This is a genomic window from Streptomyces sp. Mut1 (assembly GCF_030719295.1).
GTDB classification, from domain to species: Bacteria; Actinomycetota; Actinomycetes; order Streptomycetales; family Streptomycetaceae; genus Streptomyces; species Streptomyces castrisilvae.
Genome location: NZ_CP120997.1, coordinates 1359450 through 1381567, shown reverse-complemented (window position 1 = coordinate 1381567; position 22118 = coordinate 1359450). Strand labels below are relative to the sequence as shown.

Sequence of the window (22118 nt, the reverse complement as noted above, 5' to 3'; positions counted from 1 at the left end):
CGTGGCTTCCCTCCCCTGGCCGCCGGGCGGATGCCGAGGCGCGGCCCCCGGCGGGGGCCGCTACGCCGGGCTCGACCCGGTGCCGCCCGTCCCCGTCCCCGGCCCCGTCACCGCCGGACCGGCCCCCGTCCCCGGGGTGTCCGCCGTCTCCGGCTTCTTCCGCAGGGCCAGGAGCATGGTGCCGATCGTGCCCACCACCGCCCAGGCGGACAGCACCAGCAGCGGGCCGGTCACGGCGTTGCCCCTGAAGTACGCGATCGAGCGCGCCGTCCAGGTCGAGGCGCCCGGGGGCAGGGCGGGGCCGATCGCGCGCCAGAAGTCCGGGAGCATGGGCAGCGGGAAGGCGCCGCCCGCGCTCGGGTTGCCCGCGATGACCACGATCAGCACGGCCAGGCCGATGCCGACGATGCCGGTGAGCGCCTCCAGAGCGAGCGTGATCATGCCGACCGCGAAGACGGTCAGCGCGCCCAGGCCCGACATCCCCCAGAAGCTTCCGGGCAGGGCGTTGAGGATCGGGCCGATGATGACGGCGCCGCCGATGCCGCCCGCGATCGAGTACAGGGCCATGACCCCGGTCCGGATGAGTGCGCGCTGACGGTTGGCGGGGCGGCTGCCCGCGCTGATCGCGAGGATCGAGGCGCAGAGGTAGCCGCCGACGCACCAGCCCACGGCCAGGTAGAACGAGGACAGCCCGTCGAAGTCCCGGCGTGAGGCCGGGGCCACGTCCACGGCGCCCGCGGTGCGCCCCTGGCTGAGCTCGGCCTCCTTGATGATCTTCGTCAGGGAGTTGGCCAGGACGGTGCCCCCACCGGAGGCGACCAGCACGGTGTCCTTGGTGCTCCTGGGGTCGACGATCAGGGCGCCGTCGATCTCGCGGTCGAGGATCTGCCGGCGGGCGGTGGCGGCGTCGGCGAGTGCGCGGGGGTCGAGCGGGCCGCCGGGGAGGCCGTTCAGTTCGGTGACGAGGCGGGCGGACATCTGCTGGGGGGCGACGACGCCGAAGGGGACGTCCTTCGCCTTCGGGCTGTGGAGCGCCCCGATGTAGGACGCGATGAACAGCAGCTGGAGCGCCAGCACCCCGATGACCAGCAGTGCGGCCCGGGGAGTGACGGCTCTTCTCACCTCGTCAGCGAAAGTCATGCCCCCACGGTCCGGGCTGCCCGCCGCCCACGCAGTCGGGGCGGGGCTGAACGGTTGAAGGGGGAAGTGCCCGCACACCGGGTATCGTACGAATGTTCGAAACTTGGTTTATGGTGGAGAGCGAGGGGGTGGCCAGCGCGTACGGATCGGCTCAGGAGGTGCAGGTGCCAGGGTTCACGCATCTGCATACCGTCTCCGGGTTCTCCCTGCGGTACGGGGCCTCGCACCCGGAGCGGCTCGCGGAGCGCGCCGCCGAACGGGGGATGGGCGCCCTCGCGCTCACCGACCGCGACACCCTGGCGGGCGCGGTCCGGTTCGCCCGTGCCTGCGAGCGGGAAGGGGTCCGCCCGCTGTTCGGGGTGGACCTCGCGGTGGGCCCCGCGGCAGGGGACGGGCGTACGCGGCGGGACCGGCCCCGGACCCCGGCCCGCGGGGGTGCCTTTGTCGATGAATCCGCACCCCGGGTCACCTTCCTCGCCCGCGACGGCGCACAGGGCTGGGCCGAGCTGTGCCGTCTGGTCACCGCCGCCCACGCCGCCGTCCCCGAAGGCGGCCGGCCCCTGGTCGAACGGCTCGCGCTGCCCGCCGAAGGGCTCACCGTGCTGCTCGGCCCCGCGTCCGACGTGGGCAGGGCGCTCTCGGCGGGCCGCCCCGACCTGGCCGCCGCCCTCCTCGCCCCCTGGCGGGAGCTGTACGGCGACGACCTGCGGCTCGAAGCCGTCGACCACGGCAGGACCGGCACCGGCCCCGGTTCGCTGCGGCTCGCCGCCCGTACCGTCGGCCTCGCCGCCGAGCAGGGCGTACGGGCCGTGCTGACCAACGCCGTCCGGTACGCCGACGAGGGCCAGGGCCCGGTCGCCGACGTGCTCGACTCCGCCCGCGGGCTCGTCCCCGTGGACCCGCGCCGCGCCCCGCTCGACAGCGGTGAGCGCTGGCTCAAGGGCGCCCGCGCGATGGCGGAGAACGCCGAGCGGATCACCATGGCCGCCGGACTCGGCCCGGACGCCGGGGCGCGGCTGCTCGCGGAGACCCGGCACACCGCCGAGGCCTGCGTGGTCGAGCCCGGGGGCGACATCGGCCTCGGCTCCGTCCGCTTCCCCGAACCCCGCCTCGTCGGCGCGGACCGGCGCACCGCCCAGCGGGTGCTGGCCTCCCGCGCCGCCGCCGGCATGGTCCTGCACGGCTACGACCGCAGGCCGGAGTACTGGGACCGGATGCACCGCGAGCTGGACATCATCGCCCACCACGGCTTCGCCTCGTACTTCCTCACCGTCGCCCGGGTCGTGGACGACGTACGGGAGATGAAGGTGCGGGTGGCCGCCCGCGGCTCCGGCGCCGGTTCGCTGGTCAACCACCTCTTGGGCATCGCCCACGCCGACCCGGTCGAGCACGGGCTGCTGATGGAGCGCTTCCTGTCCAAGCGCCGCTTCGTGCTGCCCGACATCGACATCGACGTCGAGTCGGCCCGCCGCCTCGACGTCTACCGCGCGATCATCGGCCGCTTCGGCGCCGAACGGGTCGCCACCGTCGCCATGCCCGAGACCTACCGGGTGCGCCACGCCATCCGCGACGTCGGCGCCGCGCTCTCCATGAACCCGGCCGAGACCGACCGGCTCGCCAAGGCGTTCCCGCACATCCGGGCCCGCGACGCCCGCGCGGCCATGGAGGAACTGCCCGAACTGCGCGAGGTGGCCAGGACCAAGGAGAAGTACGGGCGGCTGTGGGAGCTGGTGGAGGCGCTGGACGCCCTGCCGCGCGGCATCGCCATGCACCCGTGCGGGGTCCTCCTCTCGGACGCCTCGCTGCTGCGGCGTACCCCCGTCATGCCCACCAGCGGCGAGGGCCTCCCGATGTCCCAGTTCGACAAGGAGGACGTGGAGCACCTCGGGCTGCTCAAGCTCGACGTGCTGGGCGTACGGATGCAGTCGGCGATGGCGCACGCGGTCACGGAGGTGAAGCGGGCCTCGGGCCGGGAGATCGACCTGGACGGTGTGGAGCCGGGCGACCCGGAGACGTACCGGCTGATCAGGACGGCCGAGACGCTGGGCTGCTTCCAGATCGAGTCGCCCGGCCAGCGCGACCTGGTCGGCAGGCTCCAGCCGGAGGACTTCCACGATCTGGTGGTCGACATATCGCTGTTCCGGCCGGGCCCCGTCTCCGCCGACATGGTCCGCCCGTTCATCGAGGCCCGGCACGGCCGGGCGCCGGTCCGCTATCCGCACCCCGACCTGGAGGGGCCGCTGCGCGAGACGTACGGCGTGGTGGTCTTCCACGAGCAGATCATTGAGATCGTCGACATCATGACCGGCTGCGGCCGGGACGAGGCCGACCGGGTCAGGCGCGGGCTCTCCGACCCCGAGTCGCAGGGCCGGATCAGGATCTGGTTCGCCCAGCACGCGGCGGCGCGCGAGTACGGCGCGGAGGTGATCGCCCGTGCCTGGGAGATCATCGAGGCGTTCGGCAGCTACGGCTTCTGCAAGGCGCACGCGGTGGCCTTCGCGGTGCCCACGTACCAGTCGGCCTGGCTGAAGGCGCACCACCCGGCGGCCTTCTACGCCGGTCTGCTCACCCATGACCCGGGGATGTACCCCAAGCGGCTGCTGCTCGCCGACGCGCGGCGGCGCGGGGTGCCGGTGCTGCCGCTGGACGTCAACCGGTCGGCGGCCACCCACCAAATCGAACTGGTGTCCGATGAGGGGGAGATGGGGGAGCGCTGGGGGCTGCGGCTGGCGCTCTCGGACGTCCACGGGATCAGCGCGGCCGAGGTCGACCGGATCGAGGCCGGACAGCCCTACAGCTCGCTGCTGGACTTCTGGCAGCGGGCCCGTCCCGGCAGGCCGGCCGCCGAACGGCTGGCCCAGGTCGGCGCGTTGGACGCGTTCGGGGCCAACCGGCGCGACCTGCTGCTGCACCTGTCCGAACTGCACCGCGCCCAGCGGGGCGCGGGTTCCGGCGGCGGCGGCGCTCAGCTCCCGCTCGGCGGCGGCCACCGCACCGCGTCCGTCGGCCTGCCCGACCTCAACGAGGCGGAACGGCTCAGCGCCGAGCTGGGCGTGCTGAGCATGGATGTCTCGCGCCACCTGATGAGCGATCACCACGCCTTCCTCAAGGAGCTCGGCGCGGTCTCGGCCAAGCAGCTGCGCGAGGCGCGGCACGGGGAGACCGTGCTGGTCGCGGGCGCCAAGGCGGCGACCCAGACCCCGCCGATCCGCTCCGGCCGCCGGGTCGTCTTCACCACCCTGGACGACGGTACGGGCCTGGTCGACCTCGCCTTCTTCGACGACAGCCACGCCGCCTGCGCGCACACCGTCTTCCACTCCTGGCTGCTGCTGGTGCGCGGGGTGGTGCAGCGGCGCGGGGCGCGGAGCCTGAGCGTGGTCGGCGCGGCCGCCTGGAACCTGGCGGAGCTGGCCGAGCTGCGGCGTACCGGCGGGCTCGACGCGGTCGCGGCCCGGCTGGCGCGGGTGCCGGAGCCGGAGCCGGAGCCTGGGTCCGAGCCCGGGTCCGGGTCCGGGGAGGCCCCGGCGCCGGCCGGTGACGACGGACGCCGCATCCGGATGCCCACCGGCTACGAGATGAACCCGTGGGCCGACCTCCGGCCGCCCGGCGAAGGGCTGCCCACCGGAAGGAAACTCTGGCACCAGAGCCCGGGGAGTGCGGGATGAACGAGCTGCGTGGGGGTGACGAGGTACGCGGGGCCGGTGAGATGCCTGAGGCGCTTGCGGTGCCTGAGGTGCCTGAGGTGCCCGAGGTGCTTGTGGTCGGCGATGTACCCGAGGCACTTGCGGCTGACGATGTGTCCGGGATGCGTGGGGCCGGCGAGATGCCCGGGGTACGTGGGGCCGGTGAGGTGCCCGAGGCGCTTGTGGCTGACGAGTTGTCCGAGGTACGCGGGGCCGGAGCGGAATCCGGGGTGCTCCTGGCCGGTGAGCAGCCCGGGATTCTCTGTCTGCGGTTCCGGCGGGTCGCCGGTGGGCCCCCGGACGCCGCCGGCTACGCGGGGCTGCTCGCCCTGCTCGGTTCGTTCACCCCGGTCGTCGAGGCGGTGCCGCCCGACGGCGCGCTCGTCGATGTGCGGGGCGCGCTGCGCTACTTCGGGCGGGACGCGAAGGGCCTCGCCTCCGTGATCCGGGTCCGCGCCCTGGCCCTGTACGGGGTGGACTGCGCGATCGGGGCCGCCCGGAATCCGATGCTGGCCCGGATGGCGCTGCGGCAGGCCGCGCCAGGGACCACCTTCGTGGTGCCCGCGGGCGGGGCCGCCGCCTTCCTGGCGGACCGGCCGGCCGCCGCGCTGGACGGCGTAGGGACGGCGACGGCCCGCACCCTGTGTGGATACGGGCTCGACTCCGTCGGCCGGATCGCGGCCGCCCCGCTCGGCACCCTGCAACGGATCACCGGGGCGCGGACCGGGCGCGACCTGTGGGAACGGGCGCGCGGCATCGACCGCACCGCGGTCGTGCCGAACGCCGCCGCCCGCTCGGTCGCCGCCGAACGGACCTTCCCGCGCGACGAGCTGGACCGGGAACGGCAGCGCCGCGCGCTCATGTCGCTCACCGAGGAGCTGGGGGCGAGGATGCGCGGCGAGGGCCAGGTGTGCCGTTCGCTCGCGGTCTCCGTGCGCTACGCCGACCGCACCGGCTACTCGACGCTGACCCGCAGCCGTACCCTGCGCGAGCCCACCGCACACTCCGCGGAGCTCACCGCGCTGGCGTACCGCGTCCATGACTCGTTCGCCCTGCAACGGGCCCGGGTGCGGGGGATCGGGCTGCGCGCCGAGGGACTCGGCGATGCCGGGCGGGCCGCCCACCAGCTGACCTTCGACCCGGTGGACGAGCGGGCGCGGCGGATCGAGGCGGTCGCGGACCGGCTGCGGGAGAGGTTCGGGCCCCGGGCCGTCATGCCGGGACGGCTCGCGGCCTGACCCCGGCCCCCGTGTACGCGGTCGTGCCGGGACGACTCGCGGCCTGACCACCCCGGCCCCCGCGCACGCCGTCATGCCGGGACGGCTCGCGGCCTGACCCCGGCCCCCGCGCACGCGGTCGTGCCGGGACGGCTCGCGGCCCGACCGCGTGCGCGAAGGCCGGGGACGGCTCGCGGCCGGCCACGAGGCGCGGCGTGCCCGGGGTCCGGACGGCGCTCCGGCCGATCCCGCGCACTTTTTACCGACGCGTAACTTCCCAGGAAACCCTACTCGTGCGTAATTTGGCATGAGCACGCAGAACGCGCAGTACTTGTGGTCCGGGCCGCAGGGTGCACAGACGTCGCAACTCCCTTGAGCCGCAAGGAGACCCCACGATGCTGCCCTGGACCCGCGCGCCGCGCTCCCCCCGCGCGCGCCGGACGCTCGCCGCCCTGCTTCTCGCCGTCGCAGCGGTCGCCACCCCCACGGCCACCGCTGCCGCGGCCACCCCCACCGCCGCGACGGCCGCCACCTCGCACGGCTGGAACGACTACTCCTGCAAGCCCTCCGCAGCACACCCCCGCCCCGTCGTCCTGGTGCACGGAACCTTCGGGAACTCGGTCGACAACTGGCTGGTCCTCGCCCCCTACCTGGTGAACCGGGGCTACTGCGTCTACTCCCTCGACTACGGCCGGCTCCCCGGTGTGCCGCTCTTCAACGGCCTCGGCCCGATCGACAAGTCGGCGCAGCAGCTCGCCACGTTCGTCGACAAGGTGCTCTCCTCGACCGGCGCTGCCAAGGCGGACATCGTCGGCCACTCGCAGGGCGGCATGATGCCCAACTACTACCTGAAGTTCCTCGGCGGGGCGGCCAAGGTGAACGCCATGATCGGGCTCGCGCCCGACAACCACGGCACCACCCTGCTCGGCCTGACCAAGCTCCTGCCCTACTTCCCCGGCGTCGGTGACCTGCTCAACGCCGGTACGCCCGGACTCGCCGACCAGGTGGCCGGATCGCCCTTCATCACCAAGCTCAACTCCCTGCCGGACACCGTCCCCGGAGTGCACTACACCGTCATAGCGACCCGGTACGACGAGGTCGTGACCCCGTACCGGACGCAGTTCCTGGACGGGCCGGACGTGCGCAACGTCCTGCTCCAGGACCTGTGCCCGGTCGACCTGTCCGAGCACGTGGCGATCGGGACGATCGACCGCGTCGCCTACCACGAGGTGGCGAACGCCCTGGACCCGGCGCACGCCACCCCGACCACCTGCCTCTCGGTCATCGGCTAGGGCCTGCCCGGGGCCGTACCACCCCCGTCCCGCCGCCCGGCGTCCGTGCCGGGCGGCGGGACGGGGCGCTGTCCGGCCCCGGGCGCGTCGGCCGCCGGAGCGGGCGTTGTCAGTGGCGGCTGGCACGATCGGACCATGACGACGACCGACTGGGATTCCGCCGCCGCCTCGTTCGACGAGGAGGCAGACCACGGCCTGCTCGACCCGGTGGTCCGCGACGCCTGGGCGCGGCGGCTGAAGAGCTGGCTGCCCACCGAGACCTGCGACGTGCTCGACCTGGGCTGCGGTACGGGGAGCCTGTCCCTGCTCGCGGCCGGCCGGGGACACCGGCTCACCGCCGTCGACAGCTCGCCGCGCATGGCGGAGCGCGCCCGCGCCAAGCTGGCCGGCACGGACGCCGATGTGCTCGTCGGGGACGCGGCCCGGCCCCCCGTCGGCGACCGGAGATTCGACGTGATCCTCGCCCGGCACGTGGTGTGGCTGCTGCCCGACCCGGCGGCCGCCCTGCGCCACTGGGCGGGGCTGCTGCGCCCCGGCGGAAGGCTGGTGCTGGTGGAGGGGGTGTGGAACGGGGACGGCCTGTCCGCCGGGTACCTCACCACGCTGCTCGCCCCGCTCACCGAGCGCGTCCACCACGAACGGCTGTCCGACGACCGCGATCTGTGGGGCAAGGAGGTCGACGACGAGCGGTACGCCCTGGTGGCCCGCGCGCGCCGGCCGCACCGGCACACCGAGGTCGTGGACGTGCACCTGATCCTCCGTCGCGGCTCCGACGTGCTGCTCGCCCGCCGGGCCGGCACGGGATACGCCGACGGCCTGCTGCACGCCCCGTCCGGGCACGTGGAGGACGGCGAGGACGTGCGGCAGGCGGTGGTCCGGGAGGCGGCCGAGGAGATCGGTCTCGTCCTCGACCCGGAGGAGCTGCGCATGGCGCTGGTCATGCAGCACCGGGCCCCGGGCGGCAGCCCCCGGACGGGGTGGTTCTTCGAAGCGGCGTACGACCGGACCAGGCCCCCGTACAACCGCGAACCGGACAAGTGCTCCGAGCTGGCCTGGTACCCGCTGGACGACCTTCCCGACGACATGGTCGCGTACTGCCGCGCGGGCCTCGACGGCTACCGGGCGGGCGAGCGCTTCCTGATCCACTGGCACGAGGACGGCGACACGGTCGCGTTCGAACCGGAGGGGGAGCGCCGCGCCGTCGCGTTGCCGCCCGGCGGGACCCGCACCGGGCTGCTCCACCACATCGAGCTGTGGGTGCCCGACCTGGCGGCGGCCACGCCCGGCTGGGAGTGGCTCCTGGGCGAGCTGGGCCACGTCCCGTACCAGCGGTGGACGCACGGGCGCAGCTGGCGGCGCGGCGACAGTTACGTGGTGGTCGAGCAGTCGCCCGCCCTGGCCGCCGGAGCGCACGAGCGGAAGCGTCCCGGCCTCAACCACCTGGCCTTCCATGTCGAGGACCGGGCCACCCTGGACACGCTGGTGGCCCGGGCCCCGGACCACGGCTGGCGGCTGCTCTTCGCCGACCGCCATCCGCACGCGGGCGGCGAAGGATGCGTGGCCGCCTATCTGGAGGACGCGGCGGGGTACGAGGTGGAGCTGGTGGTGCGCTGAGGGGGAGCGGTCCGGGGAGGGGCGGGGCTCAGCCCAGCAGGGCGGCGAACCCCTCCTCCGTCCGCGCGAGCCGTTCCAGCCCGTCCAACGCCGCCACCGCGGCCTTCGCCGCCTCCGGGTCGCGCCCGGCCAGCCCGCTCTCCTCGAACTCGTCCTCGTCCAGCCGCAGGACCTGCGCGCGGTCGGCGGACACCCACAGGTCGAGGTCCAGGTCCTCTACGACCAGCTCGCCGTCCCGGACCGCGGCCGGGCGGGTCACATCGCAGTACCAGCCCTTGAGTTCGCCCGAGCCCGTGCGGACCTCCTTCACCGCGAACCAGGCGTCACGCCAGTAGTGCTCGGTGAAGACGTCGCCGGGTTCGAAGCGCACGAAGCCGAAGTCGCGTGTGCCCGGAGCGGCCCAGGGCGCCCGCACGGTCACCCGGACACCGTCGTCGGCGACCAGGGCCGCCGGATACCTGATCTTGGTCTTTCCCGCCTTGACCAGGACGATCGTCAGACCGGCGTCAGCCGAACCTACGGACATGGCGTACCTCCGTGGCACAGATCTCGTAGCCGAACCAGCCGTTGACCGCCAGCATCGGACCGTTCTCGGCGTCGTTGCCGGTGTAGGCGTCGGTGTACCCGGTGGCCCGCGCCCGGTGCAGCGAGTCGTTCTTCGCGAGCTTGGCGAGGCCGCGGTTGCGGTGGGCGCGCCGGGTGCCGGTCATCCCCGACCAGTAGCGGCCGGCGCCGTCCGTCCGCGCGGCGCTGAAGGCCGCCACCTCACCGTCGGCCACCACGACCGAGGTGAGGCGGTGGTCGAGGCAGGGGTCGCGCCAGGTCCGGGCGAGCCATTCCTCGTAGTCCGCCAGTTGGGCCGGTGTGTCGCTGGGCTCGTCCTCGGTGGCCTCGGCGTCCATCTCGAACAGCGGGCGCGGGTCGTCCGCGAAGTCGGCGGCGGTCCGCAGCTCGATGCCGGGCGGCAGTTCCTGACGGGGCGGCAGTGGGCCGTCCGTCAGGTCGAGATGGAGGAAGTGCGCCGAACGGCGCGGCGCGTAGCCGCGCTTCCCGGCGAACGCCCGGTTGCCGGGCGTGTCCAGGACCCAGGTGTAGACCGAGGTCGCACCGGCCAGGGCCAGATACTCCTCGGCGGTGCGCAGCAGCAGCGCACCCGCGCCCCGGCCGGTGCGCTCCGGATGCGTGTACGGATTGCAGAACGCCTGCCCGGGTTCGGGGCTCTCGTGGGCGAGACCCACCTGTGCCGTCCCGATGACCTCGCCGTCCTCCTCCGCGACCAGCAGCCGGTAGCGCCGCCCGGGAGGCGAGCCGGCCAGCTCGAAGACGACCTGCTCCGGCGTGGTGATCATGTACGGGAGGGCCGCGCGCCGCACCCGCACCCAGCCCTCGGCGTCCTCGGGCCGGAAGTCGCGCACGATGACAGTCATGGCCCGGACCGTATCCACGCGTCGGGCCCGGCCGCCTCCCATTTTCCGCGGGCCGGGGGCGCGTGGGGGACAATCGTTCCGTGACTTCGAGAATCACTGTGGACCAGGACTCCGGCACCGCCCCGTACGAGCAGCTGCGCGCGCAGATCTCCGAACAGGCCCGCTCCGGCGCGCTGCCGGTCGGCTACCGGCTCCCGACCGTACGCGGCTTCGCCGAGGAGCTGGGCCTGGCCGCCAACACGGTCGCCAAGGCCTACCGCGCGCTGGAGGCGGACGGCGTCATCGAGACCCGCGGCCGCAACGGCACGTTCATCGCCGCCGCGGGCGACACCGCCGACCGCAACGCCGCCGCCGCGGCCCGCGACTACGCGGAACACGCCCGGCGCCTGGGCCTGTCCCGCGCCCGCGCCCTGGAACTGGCCGAGGACGCGGTGCGGGCGGTGTACCCGGGCTGAGGCGGGCCCGGTCCCTCAGAGGTACAGCCCCGCGTCCGCCCCCGAGTCCTGCTTCGGGACCGAGGCGGGGCGGGTGCCGCGGCGCAGGGCGTAGAGCTCGGCCAGGGTCGCGCCGTCGCGGGGGAGGCCCTCCTCGGTGCCGAGCCAGGCCAGTGACTCCTGGCGGGTCAGGGGGCCCACCTCGATGCGGGCGAGGCAGCGGCCGGGGCGGACGACGGCGGGGTGGAGGCGCTCCAGGTCCTCGTTGGTGGTCACGCCGACCAGGACGTTGCGGCCCTGGCCGAGCAGACCGTCCGTCAGGTTCAGCAGACGGGACAGGGCCTGGCCGGCCGTGTGGCGGGCCTCGCCGCGGATCAGTTCGTCGCAGTCCTCCAGGAGCAGCAGCCGCCAGCGGCCCTTCGCGTTGCCGTCGTCCTCGCCGATCGCGATGTCCATCAGATAGCCGACGTCGTTGAACAGGCGCTCGGGGTCGAGGACGCAGTCCACCTGGCACCAGTCCCGCCAGGACCTGGCCAGGGTGCGCAGGGCGGAGGTCTTGCCGGTGCCGGGCGGGCCGTGCAGCAGGAGCAGGCGGCCGGCGATGTCGTCCGGGGTGACCTTCATCAGCCGGTCCATCGCCCCGGCCACCGGGGCGGTGTAGTTGGGGCGGACCTCGTCCCAGGAACCGGCCGCGATCCGGCGGGTCGTGCGGTACGGGCCGCGGCGCGGTGAGACGTACCAGAAGCCCATCGTCACGTTGTCCGGCTGCGGTTCCGGCTCGTCGACGACGCCGTCCGTGGCCTCCTTGAAGATCCTCTCGGCCAGTTCGGGGCCGGTCGCCGTGACCGTGACGTCGGCGCCCCGGTTCCAGCGCGAGACGAGCAGGGTCCAGCCGTCGCCCTCGGCGAGCGTCGCGCTGCGGTCGTCGTCGCGGGCGGAACGCAGCACCTTCGCGGCCGGGGGAAGCATGGTGGCGCCCGCCCTGACCCGGTCGAGGGAGGTGCTGTGCGAGTGCGGCTGCTCGCCCGTCGCGAAGCGGCCGAGGAACAGGGCGTCGACGACGTCGGACGGGGAGTCGCTGTCGTCGACGTTGAGCCGGATCGGCAGCGCGGTCTCGGGGTTGTCGGACATGACGCCCATGATCCGGCACCGGGCCATGCGGCGCACCCGTGTTTCGTGACCTTCGCGTGGTTCGGGGTGTTGTGCCAGGTGGTGGCTGACGTGCCGTCATGCGCCTCTCGGTAAAAGCTCATCCGTTCGACTTGGCATGAACACTTCCGGAAATGGCGTCCGCACTGCTACCACTGAGTAGGCAGAGATCCTGCCGGTCGGTCCAAGGGAGATTCCGTGAAATTGTCCAGACTTGTGGCGTTCTCGTCCTCGCTCCTGCTCGGTGCTGTCATCGCCCTGACCGGGGCCGCCACCGCGAGCGCCGCGCCGTCCGTCGACTACGTCGCTCTCGGGGACTCGTACTCCTCGGGCGTCGGCTCCGGCAGCTACATCAGTTCCAGCGGGGACTGCAAGCGCAGCACGCTGGCCTATCCCTCCCTGTGGGCGGCCGCCAACTCGCCCTCCTCCTTCGCCTTCACCGCCTGCTCCGGGGCGATCACCAGCGATGTCACCGCCAAGCAGCTCGGGCCGCTGAACGCCTCGACCGACCTCGTCTCGATCTCCATCGGCGGCAACGACGCGGGCTTCGCCGACGTCATGACGACCTGTGTCCTCCAGTCGGAGGCCACCTGCCTCAACCGGATCGCCACCGCCCGCAGCTTCGTGGACACCACCCTGCCGGGGCGGCTCGACTCCGTGTACAACGCGATCAGCGCCAAGGCCCCTTCGGCCCATGTCGTCGTCCTCGGCTACCCGCGCTTCTACAAGATCGGCGGCAGCTGCATCGTCGGTCTGAGCGACAAGGTGCGCACCGCCATCAACGGCGCCGCCGACTACCTCAACGCCGCCACCGCCAAGCGCGCCGCCGACCACGGCTTCAGCTTCGGTGACGTCGCCGCCAAGTTCACCGGGCACGAGATCTGCTCGGGAAGCGCCTGGCTGCACAGCCTGAACTGGCTCAACATCGGCGAGTCCTACCACCCCCTCGCCGCCGGGCAGTCCGGCGGCTACCTGCCCGTGCTCAACGCGCTCGACTGACCGCGGGTGCGCCCCGGAAGGGGCGCGCCTTCCGCAGGGTGGCCAACTCGCCCCGGAATCGGGCGCATTCGCCGACGGGTCGTCAATCTCCGTATGTGTGTGCGTAATCCTGTGCCCGGGATACACGAGTGCCGGCGCGGGGCGATAGGGTTAACCTGCCCCGGGCCGAGTGCCCTCGTACGGGTGGGGAGTGACATGGAACAGATAACGGTGCGCAGCAGGGCGCGCGTGCCTGCCATTACATGCGGGAGCAGCGCGACGAGTTCGCGCCTCGACCGCCATCTCGCGGTGTTGGGCGGTCCCGTCGTCCCGCAGCGCGAGTCCGCGGAAGCGACGCTGCTGATGCGCGAGCTCACCTCGCGCGACGCCGCGCACAGCCGCCGCAGCAGAAGTGCGCGGGTCTCGCTCTTCGCGCCACTGCGCCGACTGCGTCGTTCGCTCTTCGGCAGCCGCCGCTGACCCGACCGCGGCCCCGGATATCGCATCGCGCTGCTGCCCGCTCTCCCGTCATCCCCGGAGCCGGCAGTGGCGCGTCGCCATGTCCGGACCCGGTCACGCACCGTGTGTGAGCGGGGTGACATGGGTGGAGAGGTAATTCGGTGCCGAAATACTTCTACACTGTCGGCATGCCCGAGAAGCGAGCCGCCCGCCTGAGCCCCGACGAGCGGAGGGCGCAATTGGTAGCGATTGGCGTGGACATGCTGGTAGATCGCTCCCTGGACGAGCTCTCCACCGATGACGTGGCCCGCCGCGCCGGTATATCGCGGGGCCTGCTTTTCCACTATTTCGATTCCAAACGCGACTTCTACCGCTCCGTGGTGCGCAGCGAGTGCGACGATTTCGCCGCCGCCACCGAGCCGGACGCCTCGCTGGAGCCCGTAGCCTGGCTGCGGTCGTTCATCGCCGGTTTCGTGGCGTACGTGACCGAGCACCGCAGGGTCTATCTCGCCCTCGTCCGGGGCGCCGCCGGCAGCCATCCCGCCGTCGAGGACATCGTCGAAGCGACTCGCTCCACGCTCGCCCGCCGGGTGGAGGAGGGGCAGCGGCGGCTCGGGATGCCCCACTCGCCCCGGCTGTCCGTCGCCACCCGCGCCTGGATGGCCTTCGCCGAGGAGGCCGTCACCAGCTGGCCGCTGGACGAACCGGACGCCCTCGCGGAACTCGGCGCGTTCCTGGAGTCCAGCTTCATCTGCCTGCTGGGCACCCTGGACCGGCCGGTCGCCCTGCCCGACCAGGACCTGTCCCCGCTGTGACACCCGGCGTCACAGCAGCGCGAACTGCCCGTCCGGGCCCTCCTCCCGGTGATCCAGTACGGAGGCGGGGCGCCGGGCGGCGTCCGGCACCGGCAGCACGCCCGCCGTACGCAGCTCATCCGCGCCGATCCCCGGGCCGGACGCCAGCGCGTCGGCCAGCTCCTCCTGCCGGGGACGCAGCTCGGCGAGGAGGGCCAGCAGCGTGATCAGCTCCAGCAGCTCCGAGGTCCACTCCTGCGGCCAGACGCGCGGGCCCATCGCCTCCAGGCCGGCCGCCTCCGGCCCCGCCGCCCCGGCAGCGGCCGCACGGTGTCCGAACCACAGCTCCAGCAGGCGCACGCCGCTCACCCGGAACTCCCACGCCCCGGCGGGCACCGGCGAGACGCGCCCCGTACCGAGGCTCAGCACCCGCTCGTCGGCGTCGTAGGACAGCGGCGCCGGGTCCGGCGGCACGGCGGCCCGGACGTACGGGCGCTGCCCGCCGGGCAGCCGGGGCCGCTCCGCACCGCGCGCCCCGCGCAGCTGGAGCCGCAGCAGCTCCCGGCCCAGCTCGACCCCCGACGTCCAGTGCGCGGTGTCGGCGGGCAGCGGGACCACGCAGCCGGCGGGGGAGGGGCGGGCCGCCGCCAGGATCCAGGCGAGCGCCGAACCGGCGGTGACGGTGTCCCCGTGGCGGGCGCGCAACAGGTCGAGCAGGCCCGGGGCCAGGTTGGGTTCGAGGCCGCCGGGGCGGCGGTACAGCGGGCGGACACGGCCGGCGCGGCCCGCCGGGCAGTGGCCGTCGGGGAGCAGCGTCGTCACCGAGAGGGCCGGGCCCGGGTCCCGGGGCACCCGGCTGTGCTCGACCACGAAGAGCTGGTGGCCGTCGGCGACCCGCCACAGCTCGGGCCGCGCCGCGTCGATCAGGCGGTGGTCGGGGAGCAGCCACTGCTCGTCGTACGGCCCGTGCAGGACGCGCACCGGCTCCGGGCAGGGGCCGGACTCGCGGGCGAAGCGGCCGGTGGCGCCTGAGCGGCCGGGCAGGGCGGCCACCGCGGTGTGCTGCGTACGGGAGCGGGTGGGGGCGAACAGCCGGTCGCGCTCCTCGCCCGATGCCCGCACCAGCCGGTCCCAGCGGGCCCGCAGCGACACCGCGTCCGGGGCGGTCACCCAGGGGCGCCCGGTCCGCAGCGGCCGCACCGACCAAGGCATGAGGTCGTCGAGGAGCGGGGCGCGCGGGTCCTCGCCGGAGCCGGCCGCTGCCGGTGCTGCCACCGTGTCGTCCTCCCCGTAGCCCACCGGGCCCCGTCCGCCGCCTTCCCCGGCATCGTAACGGCGGCGCCACGTCCGGCGGCAGGGCGCCCCTCGGCGCGGTGGGACGGTGTCAGTGCGCCTCCACCGTGACCGAGAAGGAGAAGCGGTCGCCCCGGTAGCGGATCTGCGCCACGTCGACCACCCGCCCGCTCTCGTCGTAGGTGACACCCGTGTAGTACAGGATCGGGCTCAGCAGCGGGACGTCGAGCAGTTCGGCGGTGGCCGGGTCGGCGAGCCGGGCCTCGACCGTGTCGGTGATCCGGGAGATCGGGACACCGACGCGGTCGCGCAGCACCTTGGTCATCGGCCAGCGGTCGAGGTCGGCCGCGTCCAGCCCCGCCGCCACCTGCGGATGCACCCAGTTCTGCGCCCAGTTGGTCGGCTCGCCGCTCGCCTCCTCGCACCGCAGCCTGCGGTAGCCGACGACCTCGGCGCAGTCCGGGAAGAACTCAGCGACCTCGCCCGGCACGGGGACCGGCCCGTGGTCGAGCAGGGTGCTGCGCTCGCCCGACTGCTGGGCCACGATCGCGTCGATCGAGCCGAGCAGCCGGACCGGCGAGCCGCGGCGGGCGCGCGGCTCGATGAACGTGCCGCGCCGCCGGTGCCGGCTGATCAGGCCCTCCGTCTCCAGCTCCTTGAGCGCCTGGCGCATGGTCAGGACGCTGACCCCGTAGTGCGCGGCGAGCTGTTCCTCGGTGGGCAGCCGCAGCGTGGCGTCCGGTGTGCGGCCCAGTATCGAGGCGCGCAGCGACTGCGAGACCTGGTACCACAGCGGCAGTTTGCGGTTCAGGACCAGCGAGTCGGGCGCGAAGGCGGTGTCCCGGGGCGCGGGGGTGTTCAAAGCGGGCTGCGGCACCTGGTTCTCCTGCATGCGTCGTCGCCGGCTCGGGCGGGGTCCGTCATGGCCTGAAGTTGCTGCTCAGACCCTGCCACACGTCGTCGTAGCCCTGCTGCAGATGGTCCGCCACCGCCGCCTGCCCGGTCGCGGTGACCGGCCAGCGGGTCTCGAACATGAAGGCCAGTCCGTCGTCGATCTTCTGCGGCTTCAGCTCCGCCGCGCTCGCCCGGTCGAAGGTCTCCCGGTCCGGACCGTGCGCCGACATCATGTTGTGCAGCGAGCCCCCGCCGGGTACGAAACCGCCCTCCCCGGCCGTCTTCGCGTCGTACGCGCCCTCGATCAGGCCCATGTACTCGCTCATCACGTTGCGGTGGAAGTAGGGCGGGCGGAAGGTGTCCTCACCGACCAGCCAGCGCGGGGCGAACACCACGAAGTCGACTCCGGCCAGCCCCGGCGTGTCGGACGGCGAGGTCAGCACCGTGAAGATCGACGGGTCCGGGTGGTCGTAGCTGACCGAGCCGATCACATTGAAGCGGCGCAGGTCGTAGACGTACGGGGTGTGGTTCCCGTGCCAGGCGACGACATCGAGCGGCGAGTGGTCGTACGTGGCCGACCAGAGGTTGCCGCAGAACTTGTTGACCACCTCGACCGGGCGCTGCACGTCCTCGTACGCGGCGACCGGGGCGAGGAAGTCCCGGGCGTTGGCCAGGCCGTTGGCGCCGATCGGGCCCAGGTCCGGGAGGGTGAAGGGGCGGCCGTAGTTCTCGCAGACGTACCCGCGGGCGGTGGCGTCGAGCAGCTCGACGCGGAAGCGGACACCGCGCGGGATCAGGGCGACATGGCCGGGTTCGGCGCGCAGGAGGCCCAGTTCGGTGCGGAGCAGCAGGCCGCCGTGCTCGGGGACGATCAGCAGCTCGCCGTCGCTGTCGCTGAACACCCGGTCCGTCATGGCCGCGTTGGCGTGGTAGAGGTGCACGGCCATGCCGGTGCGCTGCGCCGCGTCGCCGTTGCCGCCGAGGGTCCACAGGCCGGACAGGAAGTCCGTGCCGGGCGCGGGCTCGGGGAGCGGGTCCCAGCGCAGCCGGTTGGGGTCGGGGACGGTCTCGGTGAACGGGGCGCTGCGCAGGGCGCCGTTGCCGGTCCGGACGAACGGCGGATGCGCCGCCGACGGGCGGATGCGGTAGAGCCAGGTGCGGTGGTTGTGGGCGCGCGGCTCGGTGAAGGCGGAGCCGCTCAGCTGCTCGGCGTAGAGCCCCAGCGGGGCGCGCTGCGGTGAGTTGCGGCCGTGCGGCAGCGCTCCGGGCACCGCCTCCGAACTGTGCTGATTCCCGAAACCGGCGGAATGCTCCAGCCCTTCCGCCGTCTTCCTCGCCTGCTCGATGCCGCTCATGTGCGCTCCCGGTGCCGAAGAAATCCTATGGACAACCGTAGGAATGGAACCGGGGCGAGTCAACGGCATTCGTCGTGCAAGAGGGGTTCAAAAAGCTGAACAATGCTCTACTCTCCCGCACATGTCGTGGACACGAAGACTTCTGGTGGTTCTGGCGGCCCTCGCCGCCGCCCTACTCGCGGCCCCGTCCGCCGCCCAGGCGCACGAGGAACGGCCGGTCACCCTGCCCGACGGCACCGGCAGCGTCCCCGTGTACCGCACCGGCGAGCCCGACCTCCTGGTCTGCAAGACCGACCGGGCCGACTTCGAACGCCGGATATCCGGCTTCCCCGACGCCCTGAAGGCGAGGAACCTCAAGCTCTTCGAGCGGTGCCGCACCTCCGGCTACCGCCATCTGCAACAGGCCGTCGACGCCGTCACCGGACCCGGGAAGAACATCGCGATCCTCCCCGGCCTGTACGAGGAGGAGCCCTCGCTGCCCGCACCGAAGGGGGAGTGCGCCCGGCTCAAGGCCCCCGACTCCAAGCTCGGCTACCAGATCCTCAGCTACGCCCAGCAGGCCGAGTGCCCGCACAACCAGAACCTGGTGGCGATCCTCGGCAAGGAGGACCTCCAGATCGAGGGCACCGGGGCGGCCCGTACGGACGTCGTCATCGACGCCAAGTACCGCAAGCTCAACGCGATCCGCTCGGACGGCTCCGACGGCGTCTACTTCAAGAACTTCACCGCCCAGCGCACCACCTTCAACTCGCTCTACATCCTCGCCCAGGACGGCTTCGTCATCGACGACGTCCTGACCCGCTGGAACGACGAGTACGGCTTCCTGACCTTCGCCAGCGACCACGGCCTGTACAAGAACTGCGAGTCCTACGGCAACGGCGACTCCGGCATCTACCCGGGCAGCGCCTCCGACATCAACGACGGCTACGGCTACGAGGTCCCGCGCTACTCGATCGAGATCACCGGCTGCCGCAGCCACCACAGCATGGTCGGCTACTCGGGCACCGCGGGCGACTCCGTCTACGTCCACGACAACGAGTTCGACCACAACATGGGCGGCGCCTCGATGGACAGCGCCTTCCCCGGCCACCCCGGACTCCCGCAGAACCACGCCCGCTTCGAGCGCAACCTCATCCACGACAACAACGCCGACTACTACCGCTACGTCGCCGACGGCACCTGCGCCAAACCGCCCGCCGAGCGCGGCTACGAGGACGGGGTGGTCTGCCCGCAGATCTCCATGCCGCCGGGCACCGGCATCATCACCGCGGGCGGCAACTGGAACATCTACGAGAACAACTGGATCTACGGACAGCAGCGCGCCGCCTTCTTCCTGAGCGCCGTCCCCGCCTTCATCCGCGGCGAGAACGCCCTCGGCAAGCAGACCGACACCTCCCACCACAACCGGTACGCGGACAACCACCTCGGCACCGACAGGAACGGCGACTCCCACCCCAACCGCACCGACGTCTGGTGGGACGGGCAGGGCGACGGCAACTGCTGGCAGTCGGACACCGGAGCCTCCACCCCGCGCTCCCTGCCCACCTGCGGCGACGAGCGGGGCGCGGTCTCCGGCAGCACCGACCGGATCGCCGGCGAACCCGTCAAACTCGCCCAGCTGCTGGTCTGCGCCGACTACGACGTCCAGGCACGCCGGCTGCCTGCCGGCTGCGACTGGTACGGGGCGCGCGGCATCGAACGCATCGAGGTGCAGGCCGCCCTGGGCATCGCCGTGGTCCTGGTCCTCGTCGGCGGGGTGCTGTGGTGGCGCCGGCTGCGCTCCAGCCGGCTCGCCACGGCCGCGTCGGTCCTCGGCGTCATCGGACTCGGCCTCGACGTGGCCGGCTCGACCATGGGCCTCGCGGCCACCTGTGTCCCGGCCGTCGCCCTGCTGCTGACCGGCCTCTGGTGGACCGGAATCGGCCTGGCGCTGCGGGCGACACGGCCGGTGCTGGCGTGGGTGACCGTGGCGCTGGGCGCGCTGACGCTGCTGGACGCGCTGGACAAGGGCGTGTTCATGATCCCGTGGATTCCGCTGAGCCCGGCCTGGATTCGCGGGCTGCTCGGCCTGGTCTGGGTCGTATGGGCCGTGGTGGCCGCCGCCCGGCACGGGGAGCGGGGCGCGGAGACGGAGACCGGCGCGGACGGGGACGACGGCGACGGCGCGGCACCGGTACCCGCCCCGCCCGCACCGGCCACCGCCACCACCCCGGAAGGGGACGCCTCATGAACCGCGCACGCCCCGCCCGTACCGTCCTCGCCCTGCTCACCGCGGCCGTCCTCGCCCTCGGCGCGGGCGCCTGCGGGGGCCGGCCCACCACCCACCACAAACCCGGCACCAGCCACGCCGAGGACACCGGCAGCAACGGCCGGCTCCTGAGCACCGACGACGGCAACGGCCACCGGCTGCGCCAGGTCGGCGCCGACGGCGCGCCCGGGGTGAGCATCACCGTACGGGCCGACTCGGAGGACGGCTGGAACGTCCACCTCACGGTCCGCGACTTCCGGTTCACCCCGGACAGCGTGGGCGGCGCCGCCCTCGCCGGACGCGGCCACGCCCAGCTCTTCCTGGACGGACACCCGCTCGCCCGCGTCTACGGCACCTGGTTCCACCTCCCCGAGTCGCTGCTGAGCGCGGCCGGGGGCGGCACCCGGCTCACCGTCGGCCTGTACGCCGACGACCACACCGCCTGGGCCGTCGGCTCCACCCCGGTCCGGGCCGCCGCCACCCTCGGCGACGCCTCCCCGGGCGCCGACGCCACGCCCGACGAGAACACCACCACCGTCGAACTCGCCATCGAGAACGGCAAGGTGAGCCCGGCGCCGGGCCGCACCGAGATCAAGAAGGGCCGCACCGTGCGCCTGCGCATCCGCAGCGACCGCGACGACACCCTGCACGTCCACGGCTACGACAAGAAGGCGACGCTGCCCGCCGGACGCACCGTCACGCTCACCTTCACCGCCGACCGCACCGGCCTCTTCGAGGTGGAGACCCACGAGTCGGACCTGCTCCTGACCCAGCTCGTCGTCCGGTGACGGGCACCCCCGCCCCCGGTGCCGTGAGCGTCCTCGCCCACGGCATCGGGGCCCAGCACGATCTGCCCCTCTCGCCGTTCTACGCCTTCGCGGGCGCCTTCGCCGCGCTCTTCGTCTCGTTCCTGGCGCTCGGCCTGCTCTGGTCGGCCTCCCGCTTCCGCGGCGAGAGCGCGGGCCGCCCGCTGCCGGCCGCGATCCAGCGCGCGGCCGACGCCCGCGCCACGCGTGCCACCGCCCGCGCGCTCGGCCTCGCCGCCGCGCTCCTCGTCGTACTGAACCTGCTCGTCGGGCCCGCCGACGCGGACCGCAACCCGGCACCCGGAGCCGTCTACGTGCTCCTGTGGGTCGGGCTCGTCCCCGCCTCGCTGCTCCTCGGGCCCGTCTGGCGGCTGCTCAACCCGCTGCGCACCCTGCACCTCATCGGCTGCCGGGCCCTCGGGCGCGACCCGGAGGCCGGCCGCCCCGTTCCCGCACGCCTCGGCATGTGGCCGGCGGCGGCCGGGCTCCTCGCCTTCACCTGGCTCGAACTCGTCGCCCCCGACCCGGCATCGCCCACCGCCCTGCTGGTGTTCCTCGGCGTCTACACGGCCGTCCACCTCACGGGCGCCGCCCGGTACGGGGCCCACTGGTTCGACCACGCCGACGCCTTCGAGGTGTACTCCGGCCTCCTCGCCCGCCTCTCCCCGCTCGGCCGTGCCCGTGAAGTCCCGTCCGGCCCGCGGCGCCTGGTCCTGCGCTCCCCGTTCAACGGACTCGACGCCACCCCCCAGCTCCCCGGGCTCGTCGCCACCGTCTGCGTGATGCTCGGCTCCACCGCGTACGACGGGTTCTCCGACTCGCCGCGCTGGATCACCACCGTCCAGACCGCCGCGCTCGGCCGCACCACCACGGCCACCCTCGGGCTCCTCGGCGCCGTCGCCCTCGTCGCCACCCTCTACGGGCTCTGCGCCGGAGCCACCCGGCTCGTCTGCGGCCGGCTGCCCCACCCGCTCACCGCCTTCGCGCACTCACTCGTGCCGATCGCCCTCGGCTACCTCGTCGCCCACTACTTCACGCTCTTCGCCACCGAGGGCCCGCGCACCCTGGCCCTGGCGTTCGGCGCCGACCGTCCCGCCCCGCCCGAACCGCCCCTGGGCCCCGGCGGCGTCGCCACCCTCCAGGTCGTCGCCATCGTCACCGGACACGTCCTCGGGGTCGTCGCCGCGCACGACAGGTCCGTACGGCTCCTGCCGGCCGGGCGCGCCGTCGTCGGCCAGCTCCCGCTGCTGATCCTGATGATCGCGTACACCGTCGGAGGACTCGCGCTGCTCATCGCCTGAGTCCGCCACCCCCGCCGCCCGCGCAGGAGGCCCA

Annotated in this window: 18 protein-coding genes; 11 read left to right on the top strand and 7 right to left on the bottom strand. The window is 73.4% G+C overall.

Features of this window, described 5'->3' with window-relative positions:
- Positions 1-60: 60 nt before the first annotated feature.
- Entirely contained in the window at positions 61-1140 is a 1080-nt protein-coding gene (locus P8A18_RS05720) for a DUF3533 domain-containing protein (RefSeq protein ID WP_306052311.1), read from the bottom strand.
- Between the two features lie 110 nt (positions 1141-1250).
- Here P8A18_RS05720 and P8A18_RS05715 point away from each other — a divergent pair, with 110 nt between their 5' ends.
- From P8A18_RS05715 to P8A18_RS05700, 4 genes are all read left to right on the top strand, one after another.
- Positions 1251-4805 carry a DNA polymerase III subunit alpha gene (locus tag P8A18_RS05715; protein ID WP_306052309.1) on the top strand — a complete coding sequence of 1185 codons (3555 nt, stop codon included), beginning with the start codon at positions 1251-1253 and terminating at the stop codon, positions 4803-4805.
- A 284-nt stretch (positions 4806-5089) separates the two neighbouring features.
- Positions 5090-6061, top strand: a complete 972-nt coding sequence (locus P8A18_RS05710) for a DNA polymerase Y family protein (RefSeq protein ID WP_371933762.1) — start codon at positions 5090-5092, stop codon at positions 6059-6061.
- A 374-nt stretch (positions 6062-6435) separates the two neighbouring features.
- A complete protein-coding gene (locus P8A18_RS05705) occupies positions 6436-7332 on the top strand; it encodes an esterase/lipase family protein (RefSeq protein ID WP_306052307.1) in 897 nt (298 codons plus the stop codon).
- A gap of 135 nt (positions 7333-7467) precedes the next feature.
- The gene (locus P8A18_RS05700) at positions 7468-8946 is read left to right on the top strand and encodes a trifunctional class I SAM-dependent methyltransferase/NUDIX hydrolase/VOC family protein (protein ID WP_306052305.1); all 1479 of its coding nucleotides are present in this window, start codon (positions 7468-7470) and stop codon (positions 8944-8946) included.
- Positions 8947-8974: 28 nt separating this feature from the next.
- Here P8A18_RS05700 and P8A18_RS05695 read toward each other — a convergent pair whose 3' ends face one another.
- Both P8A18_RS05695 and P8A18_RS05690 read right to left on the bottom strand, forming a co-directional pair.
- Positions 8975-9472: a ribonuclease FAU-1 family protein gene (locus P8A18_RS05695; protein ID WP_306052303.1), complete on the bottom strand. Its 498-nt coding sequence runs from the start codon at positions 9470-9472 to the stop codon at positions 8975-8977.
- Entirely contained in the window at positions 9453-10373 is a 921-nt protein-coding gene (locus tag P8A18_RS05690; RefSeq protein WP_306052301.1) for a GNAT family N-acetyltransferase, read from the bottom strand. Before P8A18_RS05690 ends, P8A18_RS05695 begins: the two co-directional genes overlap by 20 nt.
- Positions 10374-10453: 80 nt before the next feature.
- Here P8A18_RS05690 and P8A18_RS05685 point away from each other — a divergent pair, with 80 nt between their 5' ends.
- A complete protein-coding gene (locus P8A18_RS05685; protein ID WP_306052300.1) occupies positions 10454-10828 on the top strand; it encodes a GntR family transcriptional regulator in 375 nt (124 codons plus the stop codon).
- 15 nt (positions 10829-10843) lie between these two features.
- Here the strand turns inward: P8A18_RS05685 and P8A18_RS05680 are convergent, their stop codons facing one another.
- On the bottom strand, positions 10844-11938 hold the full coding sequence (locus P8A18_RS05680) for a DUF5925 domain-containing protein (RefSeq protein ID WP_306052298.1): 1095 nt from the start codon (positions 11936-11938) through the stop codon (positions 10844-10846).
- 234 nt (positions 11939-12172) lie between these two features.
- Here P8A18_RS05680 and P8A18_RS05675 point away from each other — a divergent pair, with 234 nt between their 5' ends.
- The 3 genes from P8A18_RS05675 to P8A18_RS05665 all read left to right on the top strand — a co-directional run bounded on the left by P8A18_RS05675 (position 12173) and on the right by P8A18_RS05665 (position 14208).
- Entirely contained in the window at positions 12173-12955 is a 783-nt protein-coding gene (locus P8A18_RS05675) for an SGNH/GDSL hydrolase family protein (RefSeq protein WP_306060686.1), read from the top strand.
- A gap of 195 nt (positions 12956-13150) precedes the next feature.
- The gene (locus P8A18_RS05670; protein ID WP_018556059.1) at positions 13151-13414 is read left to right on the top strand and encodes a hypothetical protein; all 264 of its coding nucleotides are present in this window, start codon (positions 13151-13153) and stop codon (positions 13412-13414) included.
- A gap of 167 nt (positions 13415-13581) precedes the next feature.
- Complete coding sequence (locus tag P8A18_RS05665) at positions 13582-14208, top strand: TetR/AcrR family transcriptional regulator (RefSeq protein WP_306052296.1); 627 nt, start codon at positions 13582-13584, stop codon at positions 14206-14208.
- 9 nt (positions 14209-14217) lie between these two features.
- Here the strand turns inward: P8A18_RS05665 and P8A18_RS05660 are convergent, their stop codons facing one another.
- The 3 genes from P8A18_RS05660 to hmgA form a co-directional block, all read right to left on the bottom strand.
- Positions 14218-15462 (bottom strand): type ISP restriction/modification enzyme, encoded by a 1245-nt coding sequence (locus P8A18_RS05660; protein WP_306052295.1) that lies wholly within the window; start codon positions 15460-15462, stop codon positions 14218-14220.
- A 109-nt stretch (positions 15463-15571) separates the two neighbouring features.
- Positions 15572-16372: a GntR family transcriptional regulator gene (locus P8A18_RS05655; protein ID WP_306052293.1), complete on the bottom strand. Its 801-nt coding sequence runs from the start codon at positions 16370-16372 to the stop codon at positions 15572-15574.
- Between the two features lie 28 nt (positions 16373-16400).
- Positions 16401-17729, bottom strand: a complete 1329-nt coding sequence (hmgA, locus tag P8A18_RS05650; protein ID WP_306052291.1) for a homogentisate 1,2-dioxygenase — start codon at positions 17727-17729, stop codon at positions 16401-16403.
- A gap of 121 nt (positions 17730-17850) precedes the next feature.
- Between hmgA and P8A18_RS05645 the strand changes: the two genes are divergently transcribed.
- The 3 genes from P8A18_RS05645 to P8A18_RS05635 are packed head-to-tail and all read left to right on the top strand — an operon-like array spanning position 17851 to position 22084.
- Positions 17851-19959, top strand: coding sequence for a right-handed parallel beta-helix repeat-containing protein (locus P8A18_RS05645; RefSeq protein ID WP_306052289.1), 2109 nt, complete (start codon positions 17851-17853; stop codon positions 19957-19959).
- On the top strand, positions 19956-20765 hold the full coding sequence (locus tag P8A18_RS05640) for a cupredoxin domain-containing protein (RefSeq protein WP_306052287.1): 810 nt from the start codon (positions 19956-19958) through the stop codon (positions 20763-20765). The genes P8A18_RS05645 and P8A18_RS05640 overlap by 4 nt, the downstream gene beginning before the upstream one ends.
- Complete coding sequence (locus tag P8A18_RS05635) at positions 20762-22084, top strand: hypothetical protein (protein WP_306052285.1); 1323 nt, start codon at positions 20762-20764, stop codon at positions 22082-22084. The genes P8A18_RS05640 and P8A18_RS05635 overlap by 4 nt, the downstream gene beginning before the upstream one ends.
- Positions 22085-22118 lie beyond the last annotated feature (34 nt).